The sequence below is a fragment of the Psychrobacter sp. CCUG 69069 genome (genome assembly GCF_021023115.1).
GTDB lineage: Bacteria > Pseudomonadota > Gammaproteobacteria > Pseudomonadales > Moraxellaceae > Psychrobacter > Psychrobacter namhaensis.
Window position 1 is genome coordinate 1 of sequence record NZ_QQAI01000016.1, and the last position, 22,692, is coordinate 22,692.

Genomic DNA, 22,692 nt, shown 5'->3' on the forward strand with positions numbered 1-22,692 from the left:
TATGCTCGAGTGAGAAAAAATGGGCTCAGGTGAAGTTTCTACGCCAAGGCTGGATGGAGAATGATTTATCCAAATTGTTTTATGATATTTGTCCAAAGCATAACAGTTTTATTTTAAACTGACTATATCTGGTCTACATCATAGCTATTTAAGTGATGTACTGTCTTAAAAGCAGATCTATCACTATTGGTTGGCCAAATTTTATATGCTTCTTGGTCTAAATCAACCTTGCTACGTTTATTACACACCAAGTCATTAAAACGGTCATATAACTTATTGTTATCGTATTTTCTACAAACATCTCTAATAGCAATCATCATTATCTGTAAAGTAGTAAATCGCTGTTGACCGTCTATAACTTGTCTTGTTTCAATAGAACCTGTCGCATTATTGTCACGTTCTAAAACTACAGCACCTAAAAAATGATTGCGACAATTTTCACTGGCTAAATATCGATTGGAGACATCAATGATATCATCCCATAAGTGACACCAATTTTTTTCTTCTGTCCAAACATAAGGTCGTTGAAAAAGTGGGATTTGATATGAGACAGTACTATCGAATATACGTTCTAGATTTCGGGCATGAGCTTCCATGTTTCTATGATTCCTTTTGTTAATTAAAATGTAAAACGCTAACTATCTGTTTAATCCATATATAACATGTAGCTAAACCCCACTCGCCTGCTTAGCAAACAAGCGCATCAGTGGCTTTATTTTGCCAACGCGATACATCCCTTCACTGCGTATTTGCTGCACGGGACGCGTTTGGGCAAGCGACCCTGCAAACAGCCAGTTAAGCGCCGAAAAGCTGTGCATCATCAGGCTATTATGCGGACTGCGTAAACGCTCATAAGTGCGCAGCGTTTGATTATTGCCCCAAAACTTACCGCCACTACGAGCAAAGTCATGCGCTAGTTGCTCACTTAACGCCTTCACATCGAGCATACCCAGATTTAGCCCTTGACCCGCCAGCGGATGGACGCCATGGGCCGCGTCACCGACCAACACCAAATTATCAGCGACATAACTTTTCGCTTGTTGCGCTGTCAAAGGAAAACTGGCGATGGATTCAATTTGCTGAATAGCGCCCAGCTCATAGTGACTAGCGGCCGCCAGCTTGTCTGCGATAACACGATCTTCTTCCTCTATCAATGCCAATGCCTGATTGCGCGGCAGTGTCCAAACTATCGATTGCCAATAGTGTGGATTGGCCTTATCGGCATCTGTAATATCGGCTAACGGCAATAACGCTAGTGTACCCGTCGGTAGCATGGCTTGGCGCGCAGTCGCTTGATGCGGTTTTTGGGTTTGGATCGCACAGCAAATCGCGGTTTGATGATAATCTAAGGTATCGAGTCCAATCCCTGCTTGCTGACGCACAAATGATCCACGGCCATCAGCTCCAACCACTAGCGCCGCTTCAATTGCTGTACCATCGTCTAAAGTCACGCGGTAGCCTTGCTGCGCGCCCAACCAATCCATATTGACAACTTTTTGCCTAGCGATAATGGTTAGGTAGTCACTGACATCCTCGCCGTATAAACGTTGCCATAGTGCATGTTCGATGACCGCAGGCTCCACCATACTGCCGAGCAATTTTGCGTCAAGGTTTTGATCTTTACTATCACCAAACAATAACTCACCCATGCCATTGAGCTGCCATACCTGCATTTGCGAGTAGTCCGCTTTACGCTTGGAGGCGGCAATCTTTTGCCACGCGCCGACCTCTGTGAGTAAGTGAATACTGGCTAAGCTCAGCGCATAAACACGGGCATCACGTTTGCTCAATACCGCTTGCCAAGCCGATTCATCACGCGCAGGGCGTGCGTCAATCAACGTCACTGGCATTTTTGCTTGTGCCAGCTTTAAAGCCAATGTGGCACCAACAATACCGCTGCCAATAATAATTGTATGGTTATTTTTCATGGAACATCCTTTGTAGAGCGATAATCTGCTCATCATATTTATGACTGCTAACTTGAGGCATCCGCGTATTTTTTGTAGATACAGTCCATTCTATTTAAAACCGATACAGTGTGAATAGGAGGAGTTTTTCGCAGCCTCTGTCACGCTTGCAAGCAGCAAGCAAGAAAAATGTATCCCATTAGCACGATGATATTAACGTATCGATTCTATTTTCAACTGACGATATTACGATTTCAAACCCATCGCATAATTCGCTACCAGTGGCTTGATATTTGGCAGTTTATCAAAGGCAACCAAAGCCACGTTTCGTGCCAGCTTCACTGCTGGGTTCGGATGAGTAAAGCCATGAACCACGGCATCACAGAAGCGAATGACCCGTTTTTGATCGGTTTGACGCGCCTGCTCATAGCGTTTTAATAACTGTGTATCGCCAATGTCTTCACCTCTGAGCACTTGCGCCCTCAGCATTTGCGCCAATACGTGGGCATCGCGCATACAAAGGTTAAAGCCTTGCCCTGCCACAGGATGCAAGGTATGAGCGGCATTGCCCATGATGACACAGCGCCCCGCCACTTGTTTGTCTGCCAGTACGCGAGTCAGCGGATAAGCGCCGCGGCGACCAGCAGCCACAAACTTACCAGCACGTTGCCCAAAACCCTGCTGTAAGGTCGCCAAGAAGTGCGCATCGTCCGCTAAATACTGCGTCTCCTCACCTTTAGGACAGATCCACACGACCGAACGTCTGTATCCTTTTTGGTATTCATCATTGCCATCGCCCTCTGGATCCGTCAATGGCAGCACGGCAAGCGGACCGGCTGGACTAAAACGCTCGATTGCCACATGCTCATGTGGTTTATCCGTCTCAACCACGCCAACAATCGCAGTTTGCTCATAATCATAAGTCGTCGTACCAATATCTAACAGCTGACGCACCGTAGAGTCGCGCCCATCACATGCAACCAAGACACTCGCTTGGAGTTGCTGCTCATGCTCTTCTTCACCATAATAGCTAAAGCTAAGTGTCACCCCGTCTGTTTGCTGCGTAACTGCCGTCACATTGGCATGATCGATCAAAGTAATCAGTGGCGACTGCTGAGCCGCTAACAACAGCTTGCGTCCGAGCCAAGCGTTTTCCATCACCTGTCCAAATGATTCTACTTTTTCTTTGGCCTTACTCAGTTGCGCGCGGCCAAAGCTACCTTGCTCACTAATCTGTACCGCATCGATGCGGCAAGCATGGCTGTGTAGCTCATCCCACAGTCCAATCTCTTGGTAAATCTGTACGGTACGCCGCGATAGCGCGGTATTGCGACTGTCCAAGTAATGACTGCGAGTACTGTCATCGGTTGGACTGATGGTTGGATAGCTGTTTTTTTCCAGTAAAGTGCTGGCAATCCCATGATGTGCTAGCAGTAGGGCAAAGGACAAGCCAACATGACCACCACCCGCGATAAGCACCTGTTGCTCAGTGATTGCCTGTCCGTTTGTCGCATTCAATAAATTTGAATCAGTATTTTGCGTCATTATTATTCCTATTATAATCGGTTGGGCACGCTCTTTATAAGCAATGAATCATTGGTGGAACTTATTTTTATCCTCTGATTTTAGCATTTTACTTATACTTTAAATTCAATAATAAAACGCTGTTTTATGCCCAATAGATTACCACAAATTGCCTAGCATGCCCTGCTCTTAACGATAGACACAGCACTTATTTGATCTTATAGTAAGCCATGATCGCACTGGTAAAGCCAAGCAACTCAATATCGTTAATGTATTGGCAGGAGCCGCGCTCTATCGCTGATCGTCACATCTAAACAGTCAATGACACGTGATGGCACGCGCATTCACTTACTCTATAAAAGTGACGATATCGGTTGCAATTGCCATACAAAAACAGCGCCATCTATCTAATATATGGCTTGAATTTTAGAAACCATCTACCATAATAAAGGCTAGATGCTTGCTTATCCCCCTCCACAAAATCAATAAGAATGTTACCGTTATTTTTATCTTTATTATTTAAAACCCATATCACATAACTGACTATTTTATCTCTTCAGCCCGTCACGCAATCAGAACTGAGCAAACAAAACTGATCAATAGTCACGGGCATACAACACAAGGATAATCGCTTGACTGATTCCATGAGCCGCCGTATAAAGTTTGAATCATTAACCCCAGCACAGCTCAAAACCGTGCTTGGTGAATATAACAATCACATGAAATATATCCAAGAACGCCTCGATATCAAAATCATTCAACGCCAAGGCGACTTCTGCCTTAGTGGCGATGTAACGAGTGTTGAGCGCGGTGAACGTATTATTTATAAGATGGTAGACGAAGCACAAAACACCAAAGACATCAGCGCAGAAGAGTTGCATCTGATCATCCAATCGAGCATCTCGCGCGATGAAGATAGGGACGCCGATGAGCAAAACTCTGATGGTGCAGAAGAGGAAGACGACTTAGAGGCCGCCAGTGAGTTTACCCCCGTTAGCTTACGCACTCGCAAAGGACGCATCGTCCCTCGCGGTGGCAACCAACAACGCTATGTAAAAAACGTCCTCAGCTCTGATGTGTCATTTGGTATTGGTCCTGCTGGTACGGGTAAGACGTATCTGGCAGTCGCTTGTGCGGTCGACATGCTTGAGCGTAATGAGATTGAGCGGATTTTATTGGTGCGTCCTGCCGTAGAAGCTGGGGAAAAACTGGGCTTCTTACCGGGCGATTTGACCCAAAAAATTGATCCGTATTTACGTCCGTTATACGACGCGCTGTATGAGATGCTCGGCTTTGAAAAAGTTGGCAAAATGATTGAACGTCAGATTATCGAAGTCGCGCCGCTGGCCTACATGCGTGGTCGTACGTTAAACAACTCATTTGTCATTCTAGATGAAGCGCAAAACACCACACCAGAACAGATGAAAATGTTTTTGACCCGTTTGGGTTTTGGCTCACGTGCGGTCATCACAGGTGACATCACGCAGGTCGATTTGCCCCGTGGTCATAAGTCAGGTTTGGCGCAGGCGATGGATATCTTAAGCGGTATCGAAGAGATTCATATCACCAAATTTGACTCAAAAGATGTGGTACGTCACCAGTTGGTACAAAAAATTGTCGAAGCTTATGATGTGTTCGATGATGAGCAAATGGCGCTACAAGAGAAGCGTAAATTTGAACGCCTCAAAGAACAAGAGCGCAAACAAGCCATCACGGATGCTGCCGCTAAACTGTAAACTTATTGCCTCAGTGTTCTAATTGTAGAAACATACAACCGGACTACCAGTGAGTAGTCCGGTTTTCTCTTGTTAAGCGTTGGTTGGCATTATTTTCTACTGGTAGCCTACCTACAACTTGGTTATAGTGGCCTTAGTAAAATACCCAAAATACTTGCGGCACTCGTGCCATTTAAGCACAGCATTCCATCAGGCAATAACCCCACAAAACAATAAAAAGGATAAGGGCATGAGTCAGTCTAACGATGAGCATCATGACACACATAACGACCCACACAACGAGACAGATGCTGCAATCATCAGCAACAACGCAAGCTTAGCGGCACTCGACATCAGTGCTACTGATAGTATTGACGATGAGATCCTTGATACCTTTTACCATCGTGAGCACTTACTGCCCGTCATGAGGGCAACTTTAGAGTATGTCAATGCGCGCGTCAATAGTGGTCTGATACTCCCCTATTTTGAGGATATCGACCCTGAACTGTGGCAAGAAAAATCTAAATCGCTAGATTTGTACGTTACTGATAGTATTGAGGGGCATGCATTAAATCTAGAAGCGCGCGGTAAGGACTATGCGACCAACATTTTATCTTACCCAAGTGACTTACCCATTGCCGTCATTGAGCTGATGCCCACGTTACCACTCGGTGAGCTTATTATCTGTCACGAAGTGATGGTGCGTGAAGCCAAAGAGCAAGACAAAACCGTGGCGCAGCATATTAGCCATCTGTTAATACATGGCATGTTGCACCTACTGGGTTTTGATCACGAGCTTGGACAGGCCGAACAAGATGAGATGGAAAGCTTTGAGATTGATATTTTGGCAAGTCTGAACTTACCAAATCCCTATATTCCAAATGCTTAAGCCAAGCGCAGCCAGTCCTTTTAATAATTTTGTCTAAAGCAACTAGTCTTTGGCCAAAGGCAGTTTTTGGGCTTGCCCCATTTGATTAATCATGTGATCCAAACCTTTGACATGGACGCTGCGCTGCGGGAATGGGATCTCAATATGCTCGTCATCCAACGCGTATTTAAACTGCTCTAGCAACTCACACTGCATCGTCCACCAATCAGCGTTGGTTGTCCAAACGTTTAAGGTAAGATCCACTGAATTATCGCCCAGATTGGTCACTCGCACAATCGGCTCAGGATCGGTAAAGGCCAGCGGATTATTTTTTGCCAAATTCAGCATCACTTCTTTGGCCGTTTTGATATTGGCGTCATAACCAATACCAACTGTAATGTCGACGCGGCGATTGGGAAGCGCTGTATAATTGACCACAGCTGAGGTCGTAATATCGCTGTTAGGGATGATGATGTCGTGATTGTTTATCGTCGTCAGATGCGTGTTCACCAAAGTGATCTCTGTCACCGTACCAGTATAGCTGCTGATCTGCACGTAATCACCGCGTACAAATGGGCGAAAGGTCACAATCATAATGCCAGCAGCAAAGTTAGACAGCTGATCTTTTAGTGACAAACCAATAGCAACCGCAGCACCGCCCAATATCGCGACGACAGAGGTGGTCTGTACGCCAACTTTGCTCAACGCTGCCAAGGTGACCACAACCAACAACACACCATATAAAAGACGACCTAAAAAGCTAGCAACGGTGTCATCTAAGCGGCCACGTAACATCACCTTATGGGCAACAGCAACCGCCTTTTTAGCCAGCCAAAGTCCAACGACGAATATTAATATGGCCAACACCAATTTGGTTGTTAAAACGACCGCACTGGCAGTTAGGGTGGCGATGTCTACGGTAAAACCTAAAAATTCCATACTGACTCTTTATTCTGTAAGTGTATTGAGAGATTCATATTAATAACTTTTGGTGTCTATCGTTTCAGCCATTGGCATCAGTCATTAATACGTCACATCGACTTTATCGCTATAACGGTAAGTACGTATCAGGCGCAACTCGACAATGTCTTTCATGTCTTTAGTAAACTGGCCAAAAGGAGCCGCTTGCCGTACTGACTGCTTAGCCGCTTCATCTAATATCGTTGAGTTTGAGCTTTCTAGCAAGCGAATGGCTTTAATGTTACCATTATTACTAATAATGACCATCAGGCGTACTTCGCCCGTGATGCCTTGGGCCCGAGCTTGTACCGGATAGTGCAGGTTGCCAACGCGCTCAACATGCTCACGAAAAGTATTGATATAATCAGCTGCATCGCCGCGCGTCGTTGAATTGCTATCCATCGTCACCACTTTTGATTTGGTGGCATAGACCTGCTGACGTTGCGAGAGTTGGGCTTCGAGCGTTGCGATCTGTTTACGTAGGCGCTCTTCTTGGGCCATGACATCATCTTGTGCTTGTTTGCTGTCATTGTCAGACTCTACCGCCGCTTGTCGCCAGCTTAAGGTGGTTCGCAGATAGCTTTCTTGGTAGCGCTGCTGGCGAACTTGACGCTGTAAATTAATGACATCTTGTGTCTCGCTCATTTGCTCAGCCGCCAGTGGACTGATCTGATCGGTCTCTTGCCTTAACGTCTCATGTATCGTACCGCCGCCTACTTGTGAGGCATTGGCAATAAAATGTGCATCTTCATTTGGCTTCATGTTATCTGTGAGCACTTTTGCGACATCTTGCATCATTGCAGCGGGGTCTTTGCCCGTAGAAAAACTGATACCAAAAATAATGAGGGCATGGACGGCAACGGCAATAAAAACAGCAACAGGCAAGCTTACGTCACGCTTAGGCGCTTGTGCAGAAAAATGATAGCTTTGCGAGTCTTTGATATAGGCCACAATAGGTCTCAGACATTAAGTATAGATCGAGCGAACACCAAGTCCGATCGTAGTAGAGCTGGCAGTGTATGCGAGTGCTATCATAACATGACTTAGAATTGTGCTGCTAGCGTAACCGTAAATGGGGCACGTCCACCCACTCACACCGTATTGATAATAGTTTAAACACCGTTTTTTAGGTAGTGCGTTAACAAATACGTTTTTTTAGCTTGCATCCGTTAAAATATACGTGCAATGTTATTGATAAGTTGTAATCAAATACAGGGGCAGATTTATATCTTAGCGCTGCTAGTGACTTGCATAGACGCCATTTTATAGTTTTTAATAGGTGATCTGTACCGCATCTCGTCAATGATGCCCCCTATAATGATAAGGATAATAAGTTTGAGTGGCTTTGATAACATGAGTGATAACGTGAATAATTCAGACAGTTTTGATGAGTTCTTTGAGGATATTGGCGACCGTTTTGATGAGTCTTTCAGCGGTGGCTGGGATCGCCTCACCCAGTCGATCAAGCAGCTATACAATAAAACGACCGATAAGCTTGAAGATGAAATCCCCCTCCCTGTCGCTCAAAAATACGTCAATGATGCGTTGCAAAAGTTTGTGACCGACAACGTCAAAGCCATCTTAGAGTTGCGCGTTGAGATACACGATCACTGGTTTCGCTTATACTGCACGGTTAATGCGGGTGGTATTTATGCTGAGGTAGCCAGTAACTTTAGTTTGGTCCATGTGCAGCTTGACCGTAACGTTCAGCGCTTTGTGTTTGGCCAGCAGACTTATACCGATGTGCTAAACCTACGCTGTGAGTCTTTTCTTAAACGCCAAGGTATTAAGCTATTTATCTGGTTTTATCACAGCATCCTAAAAAAAGACCCTTTAGGGTTCATTCTGTCTTACATCAATATTGCCCGTGCAAAAGATGAAGTCATTTATCTTGATATTAATCGCTGGCTTAAGAAAAACAAAAAAATCATCAGTACCTTACACAAGGTGCAGGTGAACTACGGCGAGCTTGAAGAAGAACAATTGGTTTTAAAAACCCAAATCAATTATCGGGATTTATTGGCGGCAAGCAGCAACGAAGACATCATTAGCGATGATGATGAGCCTGAGCTGATGCAAGGCCCTATCAACCCGATAGATGACGCCACCGAACCCAGCCAAGTGTAAAGCCGGTAGACTGTCACTTTATAAAAAAGCGCTGACGCTTAGAGACTCCTGTCTTTAGCGTCAGCGCTTTTTTATGCTAGGGCGTGTCCTCATTTTAAAAATGGTGATAAAAATGAGATAAATTGCAGTCAAACAAGAAAAATAGTGCAGATAATATCGAGATATTAACCAACTATTTGCCGCTGTTTGGCAAGATTTAGCCATTTTTAGTCCGTTTAGATGACTATCGATTGAATTGAGGACACGCCCTAGTAAGCTTATATTCACCATGCGGTTACCAATAGTTTTCTACCGCAATATTTCCTTCACCGCGACGATTCATGACCAAGCCGAGCGTCTTTAACGCCTCTTTGGTGTCTTCCACCATATCTGGATTACCGCATAGCATGACGTGGGTGCTATCAACGTCTAAAGCAATACCTACCCGCTCTTGCAGAGTGCCATCCAATAATAGCTTTGGTAGACGTTCTGACAACGCTCCTTTCACAGGCTCACGGGTCACGATTGGAATAAAAATCAGCTTTGCTGGATTGTCAGCCAGCGAGCCAAAGTCTTCTTGCAAGCGCTCAATCTTCTCGATATACGCCAACTCTGCTGTCGAGCGTGCGCTATAAGCGAGTACGATATGCTCGTAATCTTCCCATGTTTTCAAGTCTTGTAACATAGATAAAAATGGCGCTAAGCCCGTCCCTGTCGCCAGCAACCACAAGTCTTTTGGCAGTGGTTTTTGATAACGTGCTAGCGTCAAAAACCCAAACGGCAGAGTATTAAGCAGCAGCTCATCCCCTACTTGCAGGTGTTGTAATTGCGAGGTAAAGGCACCATCAGGAATAACAATAGAGAAAAACTCTAGCACCTCATCAAAGGGTGACGATACAATCGAATAAGCTCGAAAGATGTCTTCATTCAAGGCTGCCTCAAACGTCTCATCAGTGGCTTCCGAGACGTCTTGCCGCTGCTTATAATACTGTAGCTGACTAGGATTGACACCCAAACGGACAAATTGCCCTGCCGTAAATTTAAAGCTATCTGGACGGCTGACCGTAAAGCTAAACAGATTTGGCGTCCAGGTGGTTTTACTGAGCACTGTTACCTTTTGAATATTATCACTCATAGTAGTCATTCACTCACACATTATTAATCGTTATTGTCTAAATTTTTTAAACGTTACAAATAAAAAGATGCGCCAAGCTTATCACAAAGCTGGCGCATCTTGGTTTTCTAACCGTAACAATGGCTAAGTAGCGGCATAAGCATACAGCCACTTATACCATGTCTTTGACAGCAACGTCATTAAATAGGACAGCTCTACCAAATACGAGCCAGACTTGCCAGCTCAATCATACTGTTTGGCAAGATACCGAAGAAGACAATAATCGCTGTGACCGCAATCACCATGATCCCGCCAGTACGGATACCCCATTGCCCAGCCACATCAAACTCAATAAATTGCTTAGGACGTTTGAATAGCGTGAGCATGACACGCAAGTAATAGAACAAGCCGATCGCACTACCCAAGATAATCATCGCCGCTAAGAACCAATTGGTGCCTTGTACAGCGGCCAATATTGCAAACAGCTTGGTGATAAAGCCTGCCGTCAGTGGAATACCTGCCAATGACAACATCATAATAGTCATGACAGCGGTCAGCACCGGACGACGCCAAAACAGCCCTTGATAATGAGTCAGCTCATCCGCTTCTCCAGATAAGCGATAAGGACTCGACATCAATGTCACCACGCCAAAGGCACCGATAGAGGTAAAGGCATAAACTGCCATATACATACTCGAGATACTATCCGCGGCCGTCCCGATGCTCACGATAACGATCAGCACGTAACCCATATGGGCAATCGAAGAGTAACCGAGTAGACGTTTGAGACTGGTTTGACGTATGGCTAATAAATTACCCACCAAAATCGATAAGGTCGCCATCACCATAAGCAGCATCTGTACCGATGGCAACGCCAATAAAGCCGTGTCAATTAAGAAGCGAACAGCCAGCGCCATCATCGCAACCTTGGAAACCGAGGCTAAAAATGTGGCGATCGGTGCGGGTGCTCCTTCATAAACATCAGGCGTCCACATGTGAAAAGGCGCCGCCGACAATTTAAAGGCAATACCGAACATCATCATCGCTGCGCCAAGTATCAAGAGTGGCGACTCAAAAAGATTGCTAAGCATCATACTAATAGGCTTGAAGCCCAACGACCCGACTTCTGCATAAATAAAGGCCATGCCCATGAGCAACGTTGCCGATGCAGTCGCAGACAGTACTAAGTATTTTAGACCTGACTCAAGCGAGCGGTTACGCATATAAGTATAGGACAATAGGCCATATAGTGGCACTGAAAGCATCTCTAAGCTCATAAAGAACGATGCCATGTGCTGAGCGCTTACCATGAGCAGCGCGCCAATCGTCGATAGCAACATGAGCAGATACAGCTCATCTTTATTGTCTTTGAGGTTTGCCAAATACGCATAAGATAACGTACAGCAGGCCAAGGCGCAGACAAAAATAACCACCATGTTAAACTGAGCAAAGTTGTCAATCACAAATAATTGCTCAGCACTTGGTAAGACCGTTCCGCTCTCGATGATACCAGCCATTTGTCCAATTAAGACAAACAGACCGATATTTAAACCGACAACCGTCACCGTGCCAGTGACCATATGTGAGCGTTTAATGGCGATGGCAATCATGACCACCAACACTGTAATAACGACGGCTATAATCGGTGCATAAGGCAACAATCCCATCAAATCATTCATCGTAATATTATACATGACTTAACGTGCCTCCATTGCATCAAGCAGTTGCGACGCATCTACCTGTGTCACTTGACTGTATATATATGCGTTATTAATCCACTGCATCGCATGACTTGAAGTATCAAGGAACGGCTGTGGATACAATCCGAGCCATACCAAACCAGCGGCAAGCATCAGTAGTAATGACAGCTCACGCTTGCCCAAATCTTTTAGTTTACGTACTGGTAATCCATGAGATTTGGTTTCTTGTACGGCCAACGCTTCGATATTGTTTTTACCAAATAGCGCGCGGTGAATCAGAATAAGCGAGTATAACCCTGCCAGCACCAAGCTAAAGGTAGCCAAGACGACAAACACTGGATACTGCGTAAATGAGCCAAACAAAATCATAAACTCGCCAATGAAGTTACCTGTGCCCGGTATCCCAAGTAAGGCGGCGCAGAAGAACATCAATATCGGCGCATAGTAGCGGAACTGTCCCCACATGCCGCCCATCAAGGTCAAATCGCGTGTGTGCAGACGCTCATACAGCTGCCCTGCCATGATAAATAATGCCGCCGAGCTTAAGCCATGCGCGAGCATCTGAATCATCAGACCTTGTAAGCTAAGCAATGTGCCGGCATAAATCGCCAATACCACAAAGCCCATGTGCGAGATACTGGTGTACGCTAGCAGACGCTTCATATCCGTTTGCATAAAGGCGAGCCACGCCCCGTAGAATATACCAATCGTACCTAAGGTGATCGCAATCGGTGCAAACTCTTGTGACGCCACTGGAAACAAGGGCAAAACAAAACGAATCAAACCGTAGGCTGCCGTCTTAATGAGCACACCAGCCAAATCCACCGAACCTGCGGTTGGGGCTTGCGCGTGCGCATCTGGCAACCAACCATGAAAAGGAATAATTGGTAACTTGACCGCAAAGCCAATAAAGAAGCACAGCATGATTGGATATTCCCAGCCGCCAAGTGACGTACCGAGCAAATCATTATAGTTAAAGCTCACCACGCCCGTTTGCGCGTAGCTGATAATGACCAATACCAATATACCAATGAGCATGATTAACCCAGAGGCTTGGGTATAAATAAAGAACTTGGTTGCGGCATATTCTTTGGTTTTACCAACGACATCATGACCCCAAATCGCGATCAAGAAGTAGATAGGGACCAGCATCATCTCCCAAAAGAAGAAGAATAAAAACAGGTCAATGGCTAAGAAAACACCGATGACGCCGCCCAAACTCCACAGCAAATTGAGGTGAAAAAAGCCAACACGGCGCTGAATCTCATTCCACGAACAAGCCACCGCAGCAATACCGAGCAGGCCAGTCAACGCTACCATTAATAGCGACAAACCATCTAATGCCAAATGAAAGCTGATACCAAAGCTTGGTATCCACGGCACACTAAATTCAGCCACCCAAGGCACCGCAGAGTCCGGTGCAATCACCTGCTTACTCATACCGCTAAAATCACCGTATTGCCAGAGTACCAATGACAAGGCAAAGGTCAACGTCATACCAATCAAGGCAATCCAGCGCGGCAGACGTTTATTGAACCGCTCTACCAACCAGCATAGCAACCCTGCAATAAAAGGGATCGCAATCAATGCTGGTAGCATCCACGTTTGTTGTAACTCAATCATCTTATACCACCGTCATCATTACCAGCACTAGCAATACCGCCATACCCAAGCCAAAGCTTGCAGCATAGCCTCGAAGTGACCCTGTTTGCGTCGCAGACAATACCTTATTACCTGCTGAAGCCAGCTTAGGTAACACATACCACGTTTTATCGATAGGGTCGGCTTTAAATAAGCGGCCGATGAACAAAAAGGGTTTTACAAAAATCACATCGTATAGCGCATCGAAGCCGAGGCCATGATAGCACCAGTGATATAGCGCCCCACCAATGCGCGAGCGCTTAAAGCTCGTCAGCAGTCGGCCCTTATTGACCACATATAGTAGTGCCGCCAGTATCAAGCCTGCCGCCATCGCACCCATCGCAATATACTCTGCTGTATGTTTACCATGCGCTTGACCCGCCACTTCTAATAAATGCCCAACACTCTCCGGCAACACCCCTTGTAAGGGCGGTGTGATCCATGCGCCAACCGCGGTAGATAACACAAGCAGTACAGTAAGAGGCAGCCAATACGACACCCCTGATAATTTGTGCGCATGGGTTTTTTCTTCGCCAAAGAAAATAATCCAAATCATACGGAAGGTATAAATCGCGGTTAAGAACGCACCGAATACCCCCATATAAAACAGGACCATATGACCGGTGGCATAAGTCTCCCAAAGAATCGCTTCTTTCGAGTAAAAGCCAACAGTGACCCAAGGTATCGCAGCCAGTGCACCGCCACCCACGATGTAGCACCAAAATACCAATGGTATTTTCTTACGCAGTCCGCCCATCTTAAAGATATCTTGCTCATGATGTACCGCAAGAATGACCGCACCTGATGATAAGAATAACAAGGCTTTAAAGAAAGCATGCGTCATTAAGTGAAAGATAGCCCCTTGCCATGCGCCAACGCCAAGCGCCAAGAACATATAGCCGATCTGGCTCATGGTCGAATACGCAAGAATACGTTTGATGTCTGTTTGCGCAAGTGCACAGAAACCAGCAACCACCAGTGTCAACGCCCCTACGCCGCCAACCCAGTACAACAAGATACCTGGGGTCAATTCAAACAAGGGGTGCAGACGGGCAATTAAATAAACCCCAGCGGTGACCATCGTCGCGGCGTGAATCAGAGCCGAGACTGGTGTCGGACCAGCCATCGCATCAGCCAGCCATGTATGCAGTGGCAACTGCGCTGATTTACCCATCGCCCCGCCAACGAGCATCATGGTAGTAAGCATCATCGTTGGATTATTAATATCGAATACTTCTGGCGCGCGCGTAATAATCTCTTGGATATTCAGCGTACCGAACTCGCGGAACAATAAAAACAAACCAAAGGCTAAGAACACATCACCCACACGCGTGACGGTAAAAGCTTTCATCGCGGCAAGGCCATTGGCTCTATCATGATAATAGTAACCAATCAAAAGGTAAGAGCAGATACCCACGCCTTCCCAGCCGAGATAAAGCAAGAACAAGTTATCTGCTAATACCAGCAATAGCATGCTGGCAACGAACAAGTTCATGTAGCTGAAGAAACGGGCAAAGCCAGTGTCCCCTTTCATGTACCAAGCGGCAAACAGATGAATTAAAAAGCCAATACCCGTAATGACCCCAGTCATGGTCAGTGCCAAGCCATCAAAGCTCAAGCCGAAATGGGGCGCAAAGTCACCCACTTGGAACCACGTCCACAGCGGAATCTCTACGACCGTGCCGGCTGGATTGGTGGTCAAAAAGCTATAGCTAACCACCAGCGTACATAGAGCTGATAACAGCATGCTACCGACACCGACAGCCGCTGCCACCTGTTCCGTTAATTTGTCGCGCATAAAGGCTAAAATCAAAAAGCCAATGAGCGGGAATATAAAGGTTAATGGTAATAAACTCATGACATCATCCTTTCATCTCATTGGCGCTATCGACATCAAGATGCCCACGCTTATGATAAAACCGCAATAATATGGCCAAACCAATGGCCGCTTCTGCTGCTGCCAACGTCAAAATAAAGATAAACATAATCTGTCCATCTGGATCAACCCAGCGACTCCCTGCCACCACAAAGGCCAGTGCTGCCGCGTTCATCATGATCTCAAGACTCATTAGCATAAATAGGAAATTACGTCGTACCATGACCCCGCACAGACCAATGGCAAATAAGATCCCTGCCAAAATTAATCCATGACTCATAGGGATCATACCCAATACATTGTGTACCTCAGCCACAGGCTGTACTAAGCCTACCACCTCGTGGGCAAACGGCACGTTTGACACGTCTTGTGCCACGCTCGCTGCTAGTACCATCAGTCGGACTCCTTGCGCGTGACTTTATTCACACCCACATTCATACTTACATAGTCATGCGGGTCAACATCTTTATATTCGTAAGGTTCAGCCATTGTTACTGCCTCACTCTTTGTATGGGTGCTATCGTTACCATATGGCTTGGTATTACCCGTATGGGTCTGAAAGCCTTGAGGGTCATTACCGACGACCTCATCATCGCTCGACTCTTTGCCCAAATGATACGCTGCAACCAAGGCCGCCAATAACAACAACGCCGCCACTTCGATGAGCATCACGTACTTAGTAAACAGCACTGTCCCAACGACTTTGGCTGAAACCGTCGTACCGCCAATCATAGCGGCTTCGTCATGATTAAGACCAATCATTGCGTAAAGCACGACGGCAATAATCAGGGTCAATCCTGTCGGTATCGCCCAAGTACCCGCATCAAGCCAACGCTCTTCACGCTCATCATTGGTCATCCCTAAATTGAGCATCATGATGACAAAGACAAACAGCACCATAATAGCGCCAGCATAAACAACGATCTCAAGTGCCCCTGCAAATGGCGCACCCAACACAAAAAATATGCCAGCAATCGCCAGTAACGACACAATCATCGATAAAATCGCATGCACTGGATTGGATTGGGTCACCACGCGTAGACTGGCAAAGATTGCCACCGCCGCAAGCGAATAAAACCCTGCCAATTCAGGATGGTTTAAAATATTCATCATGGCAGCAAGCTCCTCAGATCAATCGGTGCAGCTTCATTTTGTGCCGCCCCTTTTGGTTTTTCCGCTACCGCCATACCCGTCACACGATAATAGTTATAATCGGGATATTTGCCTGGTCCTGAAATAAGCAAATGCTCTTTTTCATAGACCAAATCTTGGCGCTTATATTCACCCAGCTCAAAGTCAGGCGTCATTTGTATCGCTGTGGTTGGGCACGCCTCTTCACACAATCCGCAAAAAATACAGCGCGAAAAGTTGATCCGGAAAAACTCTGGATACCAGCGTCCGTCTTCACGCTCAGCTTTTTGTAACGAGATACAGCCAACCGGACAGGCCACCGCACACAAATTACAAGCCACACAGCGCTCGTCCCCATCAGGGTCGCGCGTTAGGACAATACGTCCACGAAAACGCGGCGGTACGGGTACCGGCTCTTCAGGATAAAGAATGGTGTCACGCGGTCTGAGCGCATGACTATTGACCATCCACATGCTGCGGACAATGGTAAATATACCAATGACGGTCTTTTTTATGGTAGTAAACATGGGATTATTATCCTTATCAGCTTTACCCTAGTTCATCAGTGATGGCTAGTGATGATTACAACGTTGGGGAAAAGATCAAAATGACCGCAGCAGTAACCAATAAATTAATCAAGGTTACTGGCAGACAAACTTTCCAGCCAAAGTTCATCACCTGATCATAGCGCGGACGCATGAGTGAGCCTCGAGCCAAAACAAACATGGTCATAAAGAACAACGTCTTAATCATGAACCAAAAAGCTGGTGGAATAAATGGAATATCTAAATTAAAAGGTGGCAGCCAACCGCCAAAGAACAAGCACGTCATGAGGGCAGAAATCAGTACAACGTTGACATACTCGCCAATAAAGAACATACCGAATTTCATACCAGAGTATTCGACATGATACCCTTCCGCGAGCTCCTGCTCTGCTTCTGGTTGGTCAAATGGATGCCTGTGAGTCACGGCCACACCAGCCACCACAAAGGTCAAAAAGCCGAAAAACTGCGGAATGATATACCAGCCATCAATTTGCGACTCTACAATAGCGCGCAAGTTAAAGGAGCCTGTTAACGCGACCACGCCCATCAATGATAAACCCAAAAAGACTTCATAACTGATGGTCTGTGCCGCAGAGCGCAAACCACCCAGTAACGAGAACTTATTGGCAGACGCCCAGCCCCCAAACATCACCGCGTAAACAGCGATACCGGCCATGGCAAAGAAGAACAAGATACCAATGTCCCAATCTGCCACGCCCAGCATGGGCGAGATAGGAATAATGGCAAAGGAGGCCAAGGCGGTAAACATCGCGACCGCTGGGGCCAAGGTAAACATAAACTTATCGGTAAATTTTGGTGTCCAATCTTCTTTAAAGAAGATTTTTAACATGTCAGCAATCAGCTGCAGTGAACCAAAAGGGCCGACACGGTTGGGACCATAACGGTCCTGCCACAAGGCTAGCATGCGACGCTCATAGATGATCATCATAGCAGCAACCAGCACCACCACTAAAAAGATGACCAACGATTGGCCCACCAAAAACAGAATAGACCAAGCGTCAAAGCTCATACTACCGGCCAAAAAGCTTGGCACATCAGGGATAATACGGGTAACTTGCATATTACACCTCCTGTGTGGTGGTCGGCGCTGTATTCATTTGCGCAGCATTATTATTGTTCATCATATCGTTAGCCATGCTACCCATCATCGTCACTGGTGCCTCAACTTTGCGTACCGACGCTGGCATTGACGGATGAATGATACTCACCTGTCCAACTGGATAACCGATACAACCTTCTGCTAAATAACCCACCAGCTGTACTGGCAAGGTGATTTGTTGCTTATCGATTTCAATCGCCAAGTAATCACCGGCCGCAATATTCCAGTCTTTAGCATCATCCACACCAATACGCCATGCGGCAACAGGCAGTTGCTCAGCGACGATTGGGCTACGAGATGCCATCATAGAGCTGGCATAGATATTATGGATAGGCACCAATTTGGCTTGTCCTTGCTGCATGTCTGTCGTGTTCGCAGACGTGGCGTCAGGCGCAACATACTGACGAGTGGCTAGGCGCGCTAGCTGATCGAATAAGCGCACTCCAGGATCGCCATTTTTTAGGTGGCCACCGACTTTATCTTGATACTTGTTCCATGCTTGCGGTGAGTTCCATCCTGCCACATTGGCAAAAGGAATCATCGAACTTGGTGTTTGTTTGCCGCTATAACCTTCCATTGAGAAGGTTAAACCGGTGTCCAAATCTTTTGGCTGCATCGGCTCATGGACTGATATTGGCGCACGCATGGCGGTACGACCTGAATAGCGGCGCGGCTGACGGGCAATTTTAAGACCCGTAATACGGTAATCGGCATCTGGTGCCGCGCCTTTGATATCCGCAAGTTTAGGATGCGTTGCAATCAAGGCATTGATCACATCATCAAGCTGCGTCCAATCGACATCACGGCCTTCAACGCTGCTATGGACCGCATGTAGCCAGCGCCAGCCTTCTTTGATGCTGCTCATTGGGTGGTAGTAATTGTTGTCATACACTTGGAAAAAGCGCTGCGCCCGTCCTTCAGCCGATATCAAGGTGCCATCCGCTTCTGCAAAGCTTGCGGCTGGCAAGACAATATCGACGTCTTTGTGCCAATCGAGCAGCTGATGATCTAAGGCTATGACGGTTTTATCAGTCAATAGCTGCGTTAATTTATTGGCATCAATCGCGTCTGTCAGTTGGTTTTCAGCGACCACCACCACATCAAAATCGGTCGCTAGTAGCTCTTCAACTGACTGACCGCCAAGCAAGCAAACGCCCATGCTGTTGGCATCAGGAACGGTCAAATAAATACCCGCTTGAGCGTGGTAACTTTTGTTAACTTCTCTTAGCTCAGCAGTTTCAGCAGGCTCACGCTCAACATCATCTTGCGCTTCTTTATTGGTGCCCGTTGCAGGCTTGGCGGGTTTTGCTGATAGCTCTTTGTCTTCTTCAGGTTGCCCAGTTTGTGCCTGTTTCTCTGCTGCACGGAGCTGCTGATCACGAACCATAGCATTATGCGCTTCAACTTGTTGCTGCTCAGTCGCTTTGATTGCCGCGCGTTTTTGCGTTAAGACCTGAGTAATTTGTGCCGCTGCTTCTATCAATGCCGTAGAAGATAAGCTGCTACCGGATATGACCAATGGTTTATCCGCTTGGATCAAATCATAAGCGATTTGTTGCGCCAGCGCTTGCATGCCATCAGTATTGGCATCATCACTCACATTGTCATCTTGTTGCTCAGTGTTTTGTGGATTAACAATTGCTGATATATCACCAGCGAAGCTTGCAATCTCATCAGCCACTTTAAAACCAAGTTTGGTGATATCTTCAGGCGTCGCGACCACGCTCACTTTACTGATGTCTTCTAGCTTGGTTTGCGTCACATCGATGACATAAACTGGGCTTAGTGCATCTTGCGCGATACGTTTGACCGGTTCTGCAAGCCAAGGCTGTGTCTTCAACGCGGCGGCCATTTTTAGGCCTTCGTTTTTCGCCGCTTGTCGTACTGACAATGCGACACGTGATGACGTTTGGGTAATGTCTTCGCCCAGTACCAGCACCGCGTCATGACTTTCAATATCTGTCATGCTTGGGTTATAGATACCCTCAGTACTAAGCACTTCGATACATTTATTGACCAGAGATTGCTGCTGATGGTTCAGGCCTGTCGAGAAGTTATTAAAGCCGACGAGGTTTTTTAGCGCAAAGTTAGTCTCAAGGCTGGCACGTGGCGAGCCAATACCAATGACTTTTTTGTCCTTGATACGTTTGATGGTTTCATCGAGGGCATAGTCAATATTAATCTTGACATGCTTATCATTGATACGCTCAAGCGCTTGGGTTGGGCGATCGGCACGATTGACATAGCCGTAACCAAAACGACCACGGTCACACAAGAAGTAACGGTTGACGTCACCGTTATAGCGATTTTCAATGCGGCGTAATTCACCATAACGCTCGCCCGGTGAAGTGTTACAACCCGCCGAGCAGCCATGACAGATGCTAGGCGCATACTGCATGTCCCATTTACGATTGTAGCGCTCAGAATGCGTCTTATCAGTGAACACACCTGTTGGGCAGACTTCGGTTAAGTTGCCTGAGAACTCGCTTTCAAACTGTCCGTCTTGATCACGGCCAAAATAAACACGATTGTTTGAGCCATAAACACCCAAATCTTCGCCGCCAGCGTAGTCTTTATAAAAGCGTACACAGCGATAGCACGCGATACAGCGATTCATCTCGTGGGCGATAAAGGGGCCAAGCTCTTGGTTGTGATGGGTACGTTTGGTAAAGCGATAGCGACGACGACTATGGCCTGACATATAAGTCATGTCTTGCAAATGACAATGACCGCCCTCTTCACAAGTTGGACAATCATGCGGATGGTTGGTCATGAGTAGCTCGACCATCGACTTACGAAACGCTTTGGCTTCATCGTCAGTGACTGAGATGTACGTGTCATTCTCAGGTGCGACCATACATGACATGACAAGACGACCGCGACCGGCTTCCATATCCTCGGCGTTTTGGAATTGCTTGACCGCGCACTGACGGCACGAGCCTACTGAGCCTAGGGCGGGATGATAACAAAAATACGGCACATCAATGCCGAGTGATAAGCAGGCTTGTAGTAAGTTGTCGCTGCTATCTACTTCGACAGTGGTTCCATCAATATGTATGACTGCCATGCCGCTCTCCTTATTTCACTACTGGCTGTTGGTTGGCTGCAGCATCAATGACGTCTACACCAACCGCCTGCGCGATTTTTTGATCAAACTCTGGACGGAAATATTTAATCGCACTCATTAGTGGTTCCATCGCACCTGGGGCATGCGCACAGAACGTTTTACCAATCCATAAGTCACGCGTCAGGCCTTCTAGTTTTTCGACATCGCCCACTTGCCCTTCACCATCATTGATGGCGGTAAGCAGCTTGACACCCCACGGTAGACCATCACGGCATGGTGTACACCAACCACATGACTCGCGCTGAAAGAAAATCTCAAGGTTACGTAGTAATGGCACCATGTCTTGTGATTCATCGACGACCATAATCAGACCAGTACCCATACGGCTACCAGCGTTTTGAATGGTGTCAAAATCCACGACTACATCCAAATGATCGGCGGTTAAAAAGTCAGTAGATGCGCCGCCCGGTAACCATGCTTTGAGCGTTTTACCATCTTTCATACCACCGGCTAAATCTTCAATGATTTCGCGAGCTGTATAGCCAAATGGCAGCTCCCATAGACCTGGGTCATTGACCAATCCTGAGCAGCCAAACAGCTTAGTACCAGGGGTTTCACTTTTGCCTTTGATCTTTGATAGTGACTGATACCACTCGACACCATGATTGAGAATCGCAGGCATATTATTTAACGTCTCGACGTTATTGACCACCGTCGGTCTGCCCCACGCCCCAGAGATTTGCGGAAACGGCGGCTTGGTACGAGGGTTGGCGCGGCGACCTTCTAGGGAGTTGATTAAAGCGGTTTCTTCACCGCAGATATAGCGGCCAGCACCCGTATGTACGTGCAGATTAAAGCTAAAATCTGAGCCAAGAATGTTGTCGCCCATGAGATTGTTGGCCAAGCACTCTTCGATAGCAGCGACCAAACGCTCAGCGGCTAGAATGTATTCACCGCGGATAAAGATATAGCCATCCGTCGCTCCGATAGCGTGAGCGGTGATCAGCATCCCTTCGATCAGCTGAAACGGCAGACGCTCCATGAGCAAACGGTCTTTAAACGTGCCTGGCTCCATCTCATCCGCGTTACAGATGAGATAGCGCGGCAAACCGTCCGGTGGGGACATGAATGACCACTTCAATCCAGCGTTAAAACCTGCGCCACCGCGTCCTCTGACATTGGCAGCTTTAATCATATTGCCCACATCTTTAGGGGACTTACTTAACGCTTGCTTTAAGCCAGTAAAGCCTTTTAAAGACTCGTAGGTTGCCAGATCAAGCACGGCATCATGATGCGCCAAACGCCAAGTCAAAGGCTTGGTTTCACTAGTGGCTGTCGCTTTATCACCATAAATCGGAACACGCTGTGCATTCAATTGGCTTGGCGCTTGGCCTTGGCCGCGACGAGCAATTTGCTCT

The 22,692-nt window shown here is 46.7% G+C and carries 18 protein-coding genes; 3 read left to right on the plus strand and 15 right to left on the minus strand.

Annotation, left to right across the window (positions count from 1 at the left end; translation table 11 throughout):
* Window positions 1-122: 122 nt before the first annotated feature.
* The 3 genes from DVY93_RS10080 to DVY93_RS10090 all read right to left on the minus strand — a co-directional run bounded on the left by DVY93_RS10080 (window position 123) and on the right by DVY93_RS10090 (window position 3,452).
* Window positions 123-596 (minus strand): DUF262 domain-containing protein, encoded by a 474-nt coding sequence (locus DVY93_RS10080; RefSeq protein ID WP_230710606.1) that lies wholly within the window; start codon window positions 594-596, stop codon window positions 123-125.
* A 72-nt stretch (window positions 597-668) separates the two neighbouring features.
* Window positions 669-1,928, minus strand: coding sequence for an FAD-dependent monooxygenase (locus DVY93_RS10085; protein WP_230710607.1), 1,260 nt, complete (start codon window positions 1,926-1,928; stop codon window positions 669-671).
* Between the two features lie 225 nt (window positions 1,929-2,153).
* Window positions 2,154-3,452 (minus strand): FAD-dependent monooxygenase, encoded by a 1,299-nt coding sequence (locus tag DVY93_RS10090; protein ID WP_230710608.1) that lies wholly within the window; start codon window positions 3,450-3,452, stop codon window positions 2,154-2,156.
* A 623-nt stretch (window positions 3,453-4,075) separates the two neighbouring features.
* Here DVY93_RS10090 and DVY93_RS10095 point away from each other — a divergent pair.
* Both DVY93_RS10095 and ybeY read left to right on the plus strand, forming a co-directional pair.
* Entirely contained in the window at window positions 4,076-5,167 is a 1,092-nt protein-coding gene (locus DVY93_RS10095; protein ID WP_230710651.1) for a PhoH family protein, read from the plus strand.
* A 229-nt stretch (window positions 5,168-5,396) separates the two neighbouring features.
* Window positions 5,397-6,035 carry an rRNA maturation RNase YbeY gene (gene ybeY, locus DVY93_RS10100; RefSeq protein WP_198334990.1) on the plus strand — a complete coding sequence of 213 codons (639 nt, stop codon included), beginning with the start codon at window positions 5,397-5,399 and terminating at the stop codon, window positions 6,033-6,035.
* 42 nt (window positions 6,036-6,077) lie between these two features.
* Here the strand turns inward: ybeY and DVY93_RS10105 are convergent, their stop codons facing one another.
* Both DVY93_RS10105 and DVY93_RS12475 read right to left on the minus strand, forming a co-directional pair.
* On the minus strand, window positions 6,078-6,953 hold the full coding sequence (locus DVY93_RS10105) for a mechanosensitive ion channel family protein (RefSeq protein ID WP_198334991.1): 876 nt from the start codon (window positions 6,951-6,953) through the stop codon (window positions 6,078-6,080).
* An 84-nt stretch (window positions 6,954-7,037) separates the two neighbouring features.
* Window positions 7,038-7,925: an energy transducer TonB gene (locus DVY93_RS12475; protein ID WP_193005630.1), complete on the minus strand. Its 888-nt coding sequence runs from the start codon at window positions 7,923-7,925 to the stop codon at window positions 7,038-7,040.
* A 402-nt stretch (window positions 7,926-8,327) separates the two neighbouring features.
* Between DVY93_RS12475 and DVY93_RS10115 the strand changes: the two genes are divergently transcribed.
* Window positions 8,328-9,101 carry a hypothetical protein gene (locus DVY93_RS10115; protein ID WP_230710609.1) on the plus strand — a complete coding sequence of 258 codons (774 nt, stop codon included), beginning with the start codon at window positions 8,328-8,330 and terminating at the stop codon, window positions 9,099-9,101.
* A 274-nt stretch (window positions 9,102-9,375) separates the two neighbouring features.
* Here the strand turns inward: DVY93_RS10115 and DVY93_RS10120 are convergent, their stop codons facing one another.
* The 10 genes from DVY93_RS10120 to nuoF form a co-directional block, all read right to left on the minus strand.
* The gene (locus DVY93_RS10120; protein WP_230710611.1) at window positions 9,376-10,215 is read right to left on the minus strand and encodes a ferredoxin--NADP reductase; all 840 of its coding nucleotides are present in this window, start codon (window positions 10,213-10,215) and stop codon (window positions 9,376-9,378) included.
* A gap of 194 nt (window positions 10,216-10,409) precedes the next feature.
* Window positions 10,410-11,888: an NADH-quinone oxidoreductase subunit NuoN gene (gene nuoN / locus DVY93_RS10125; protein WP_230710613.1), complete on the minus strand. Its 1,479-nt coding sequence runs from the start codon at window positions 11,886-11,888 to the stop codon at window positions 10,410-10,412.
* Between the two features lie 3 nt (window positions 11,889-11,891).
* Window positions 11,892-13,517 (minus strand): NADH-quinone oxidoreductase subunit M, encoded by a 1,626-nt coding sequence (gene nuoM / locus DVY93_RS10130; protein ID WP_193005626.1) that lies wholly within the window; start codon window positions 13,515-13,517, stop codon window positions 11,892-11,894.
* A gap of 1 nt (window position 13,518) precedes the next feature.
* Complete coding sequence (gene nuoL, locus DVY93_RS10135; RefSeq protein ID WP_198335137.1) at window positions 13,519-15,393, minus strand: NADH-quinone oxidoreductase subunit L; 1,875 nt, start codon at window positions 15,391-15,393, stop codon at window positions 13,519-13,521.
* A 4-nt stretch (window positions 15,394-15,397) separates the two neighbouring features.
* The gene (nuoK, locus tag DVY93_RS10140; protein WP_040641932.1) at window positions 15,398-15,706 is read right to left on the minus strand and encodes an NADH-quinone oxidoreductase subunit NuoK; all 309 of its coding nucleotides are present in this window, start codon (window positions 15,704-15,706) and stop codon (window positions 15,398-15,400) included.
* Between the two features lie 98 nt (window positions 15,707-15,804).
* On the minus strand, window positions 15,805-16,524 hold the full coding sequence (nuoJ, locus tag DVY93_RS10145; protein ID WP_193005624.1) for an NADH-quinone oxidoreductase subunit J: 720 nt from the start codon (window positions 16,522-16,524) through the stop codon (window positions 15,805-15,807).
* Complete coding sequence (nuoI, locus tag DVY93_RS10150; RefSeq protein WP_193005623.1) at window positions 16,521-17,069, minus strand: NADH-quinone oxidoreductase subunit NuoI; 549 nt, start codon at window positions 17,067-17,069, stop codon at window positions 16,521-16,523. Before nuoI ends, nuoJ begins: the two co-directional genes overlap by 4 nt.
* 55 nt (window positions 17,070-17,124) lie before the next feature.
* The gene (gene nuoH, locus DVY93_RS10155; protein ID WP_230710653.1) at window positions 17,125-18,117 is read right to left on the minus strand and encodes an NADH-quinone oxidoreductase subunit NuoH; all 993 of its coding nucleotides are present in this window, start codon (window positions 18,115-18,117) and stop codon (window positions 17,125-17,127) included.
* Between the two features lie 52 nt (window positions 18,118-18,169).
* The gene (nuoG, locus tag DVY93_RS10160) at window positions 18,170-21,274 is read right to left on the minus strand and encodes an NADH-quinone oxidoreductase subunit NuoG (protein WP_230710615.1); all 3,105 of its coding nucleotides are present in this window, start codon (window positions 21,272-21,274) and stop codon (window positions 18,170-18,172) included.
* 10 nt (window positions 21,275-21,284) lie between these two features.
* On the minus strand, window positions 21,285-22,649 hold the full coding sequence (gene nuoF, locus DVY93_RS10165) for an NADH-quinone oxidoreductase subunit NuoF (RefSeq protein WP_442966516.1): 1,365 nt from the start codon (window positions 22,647-22,649) through the stop codon (window positions 21,285-21,287).
* Window positions 22,650-22,692 lie beyond the last annotated feature (43 nt).

Coding starts and splice junctions, on each gene's coding strand:
- DVY93_RS10080 (WP_230710606.1), bottom strand. CDS start 596: ATGGAAGCTCATGCCCGAAATCTAGAACGTATATTCGATAGTACTGTC.
- DVY93_RS10085 (WP_230710607.1), bottom strand. CDS start 1,928: ATGAAAAATAACCATACAATTATTATTGGCAGCGGTATTGTTGGTGCC.
- DVY93_RS10090 (WP_230710608.1), bottom strand. CDS start 3,452: ATGACGCAAAATACTGATTCAAATTTATTGAATGCGACAAACGGACAG.
- DVY93_RS10095 (WP_230710651.1), top strand. CDS start 4,076: ATGAGCCGCCGTATAAAGTTTGAATCATTAACCCCAGCACAGCTCAAA.
- ybeY (WP_198334990.1), top strand. CDS start 5,397: ATGAGTCAGTCTAACGATGAGCATCATGACACACATAACGACCCACAC.
- DVY93_RS10105 (WP_198334991.1), bottom strand. CDS start 6,953: ATGGAATTTTTAGGTTTTACCGTAGACATCGCCACCCTAACTGCCAGT.
- DVY93_RS10115 (WP_230710609.1), top strand. CDS start 8,328: ATGAGTGATAACGTGAATAATTCAGACAGTTTTGATGAGTTCTTTGAG.
- DVY93_RS10120 (WP_230710611.1), bottom strand. CDS start 10,215: ATGAGTGATAATATTCAAAAGGTAACAGTGCTCAGTAAAACCACCTGG.
- nuoN (WP_230710613.1), bottom strand. CDS start 11,888: ATGTATAATATTACGATGAATGATTTGATGGGATTGTTGCCTTATGCA.
- nuoM (WP_193005626.1), bottom strand. CDS start 13,517: ATGATTGAGTTACAACAAACGTGGATGCTACCAGCATTGATTGCGATC.
- nuoL (WP_198335137.1), bottom strand. CDS start 15,393: ATGAGTTTATTACCATTAACCTTTATATTCCCGCTCATTGGCTTTTTG.
- nuoJ (WP_193005624.1), bottom strand. CDS start 16,524: ATGATGAATATTTTAAACCATCCTGAATTGGCAGGGTTTTATTCGCTT.
- nuoI (WP_193005623.1), bottom strand. CDS start 17,069: ATGTTTACTACCATAAAAAAGACCGTCATTGGTATATTTACCATTGTC.
- nuoH (WP_230710653.1), bottom strand. CDS start 18,117: ATGAGCTTTGACGCTTGGTCTATTCTGTTTTTGGTGGGCCAATCGTTG.
- nuoG (WP_230710615.1), bottom strand. CDS start 21,274: ATGGCAGTCATACATATTGATGGAACCACTGTCGAAGTAGATAGCAGC.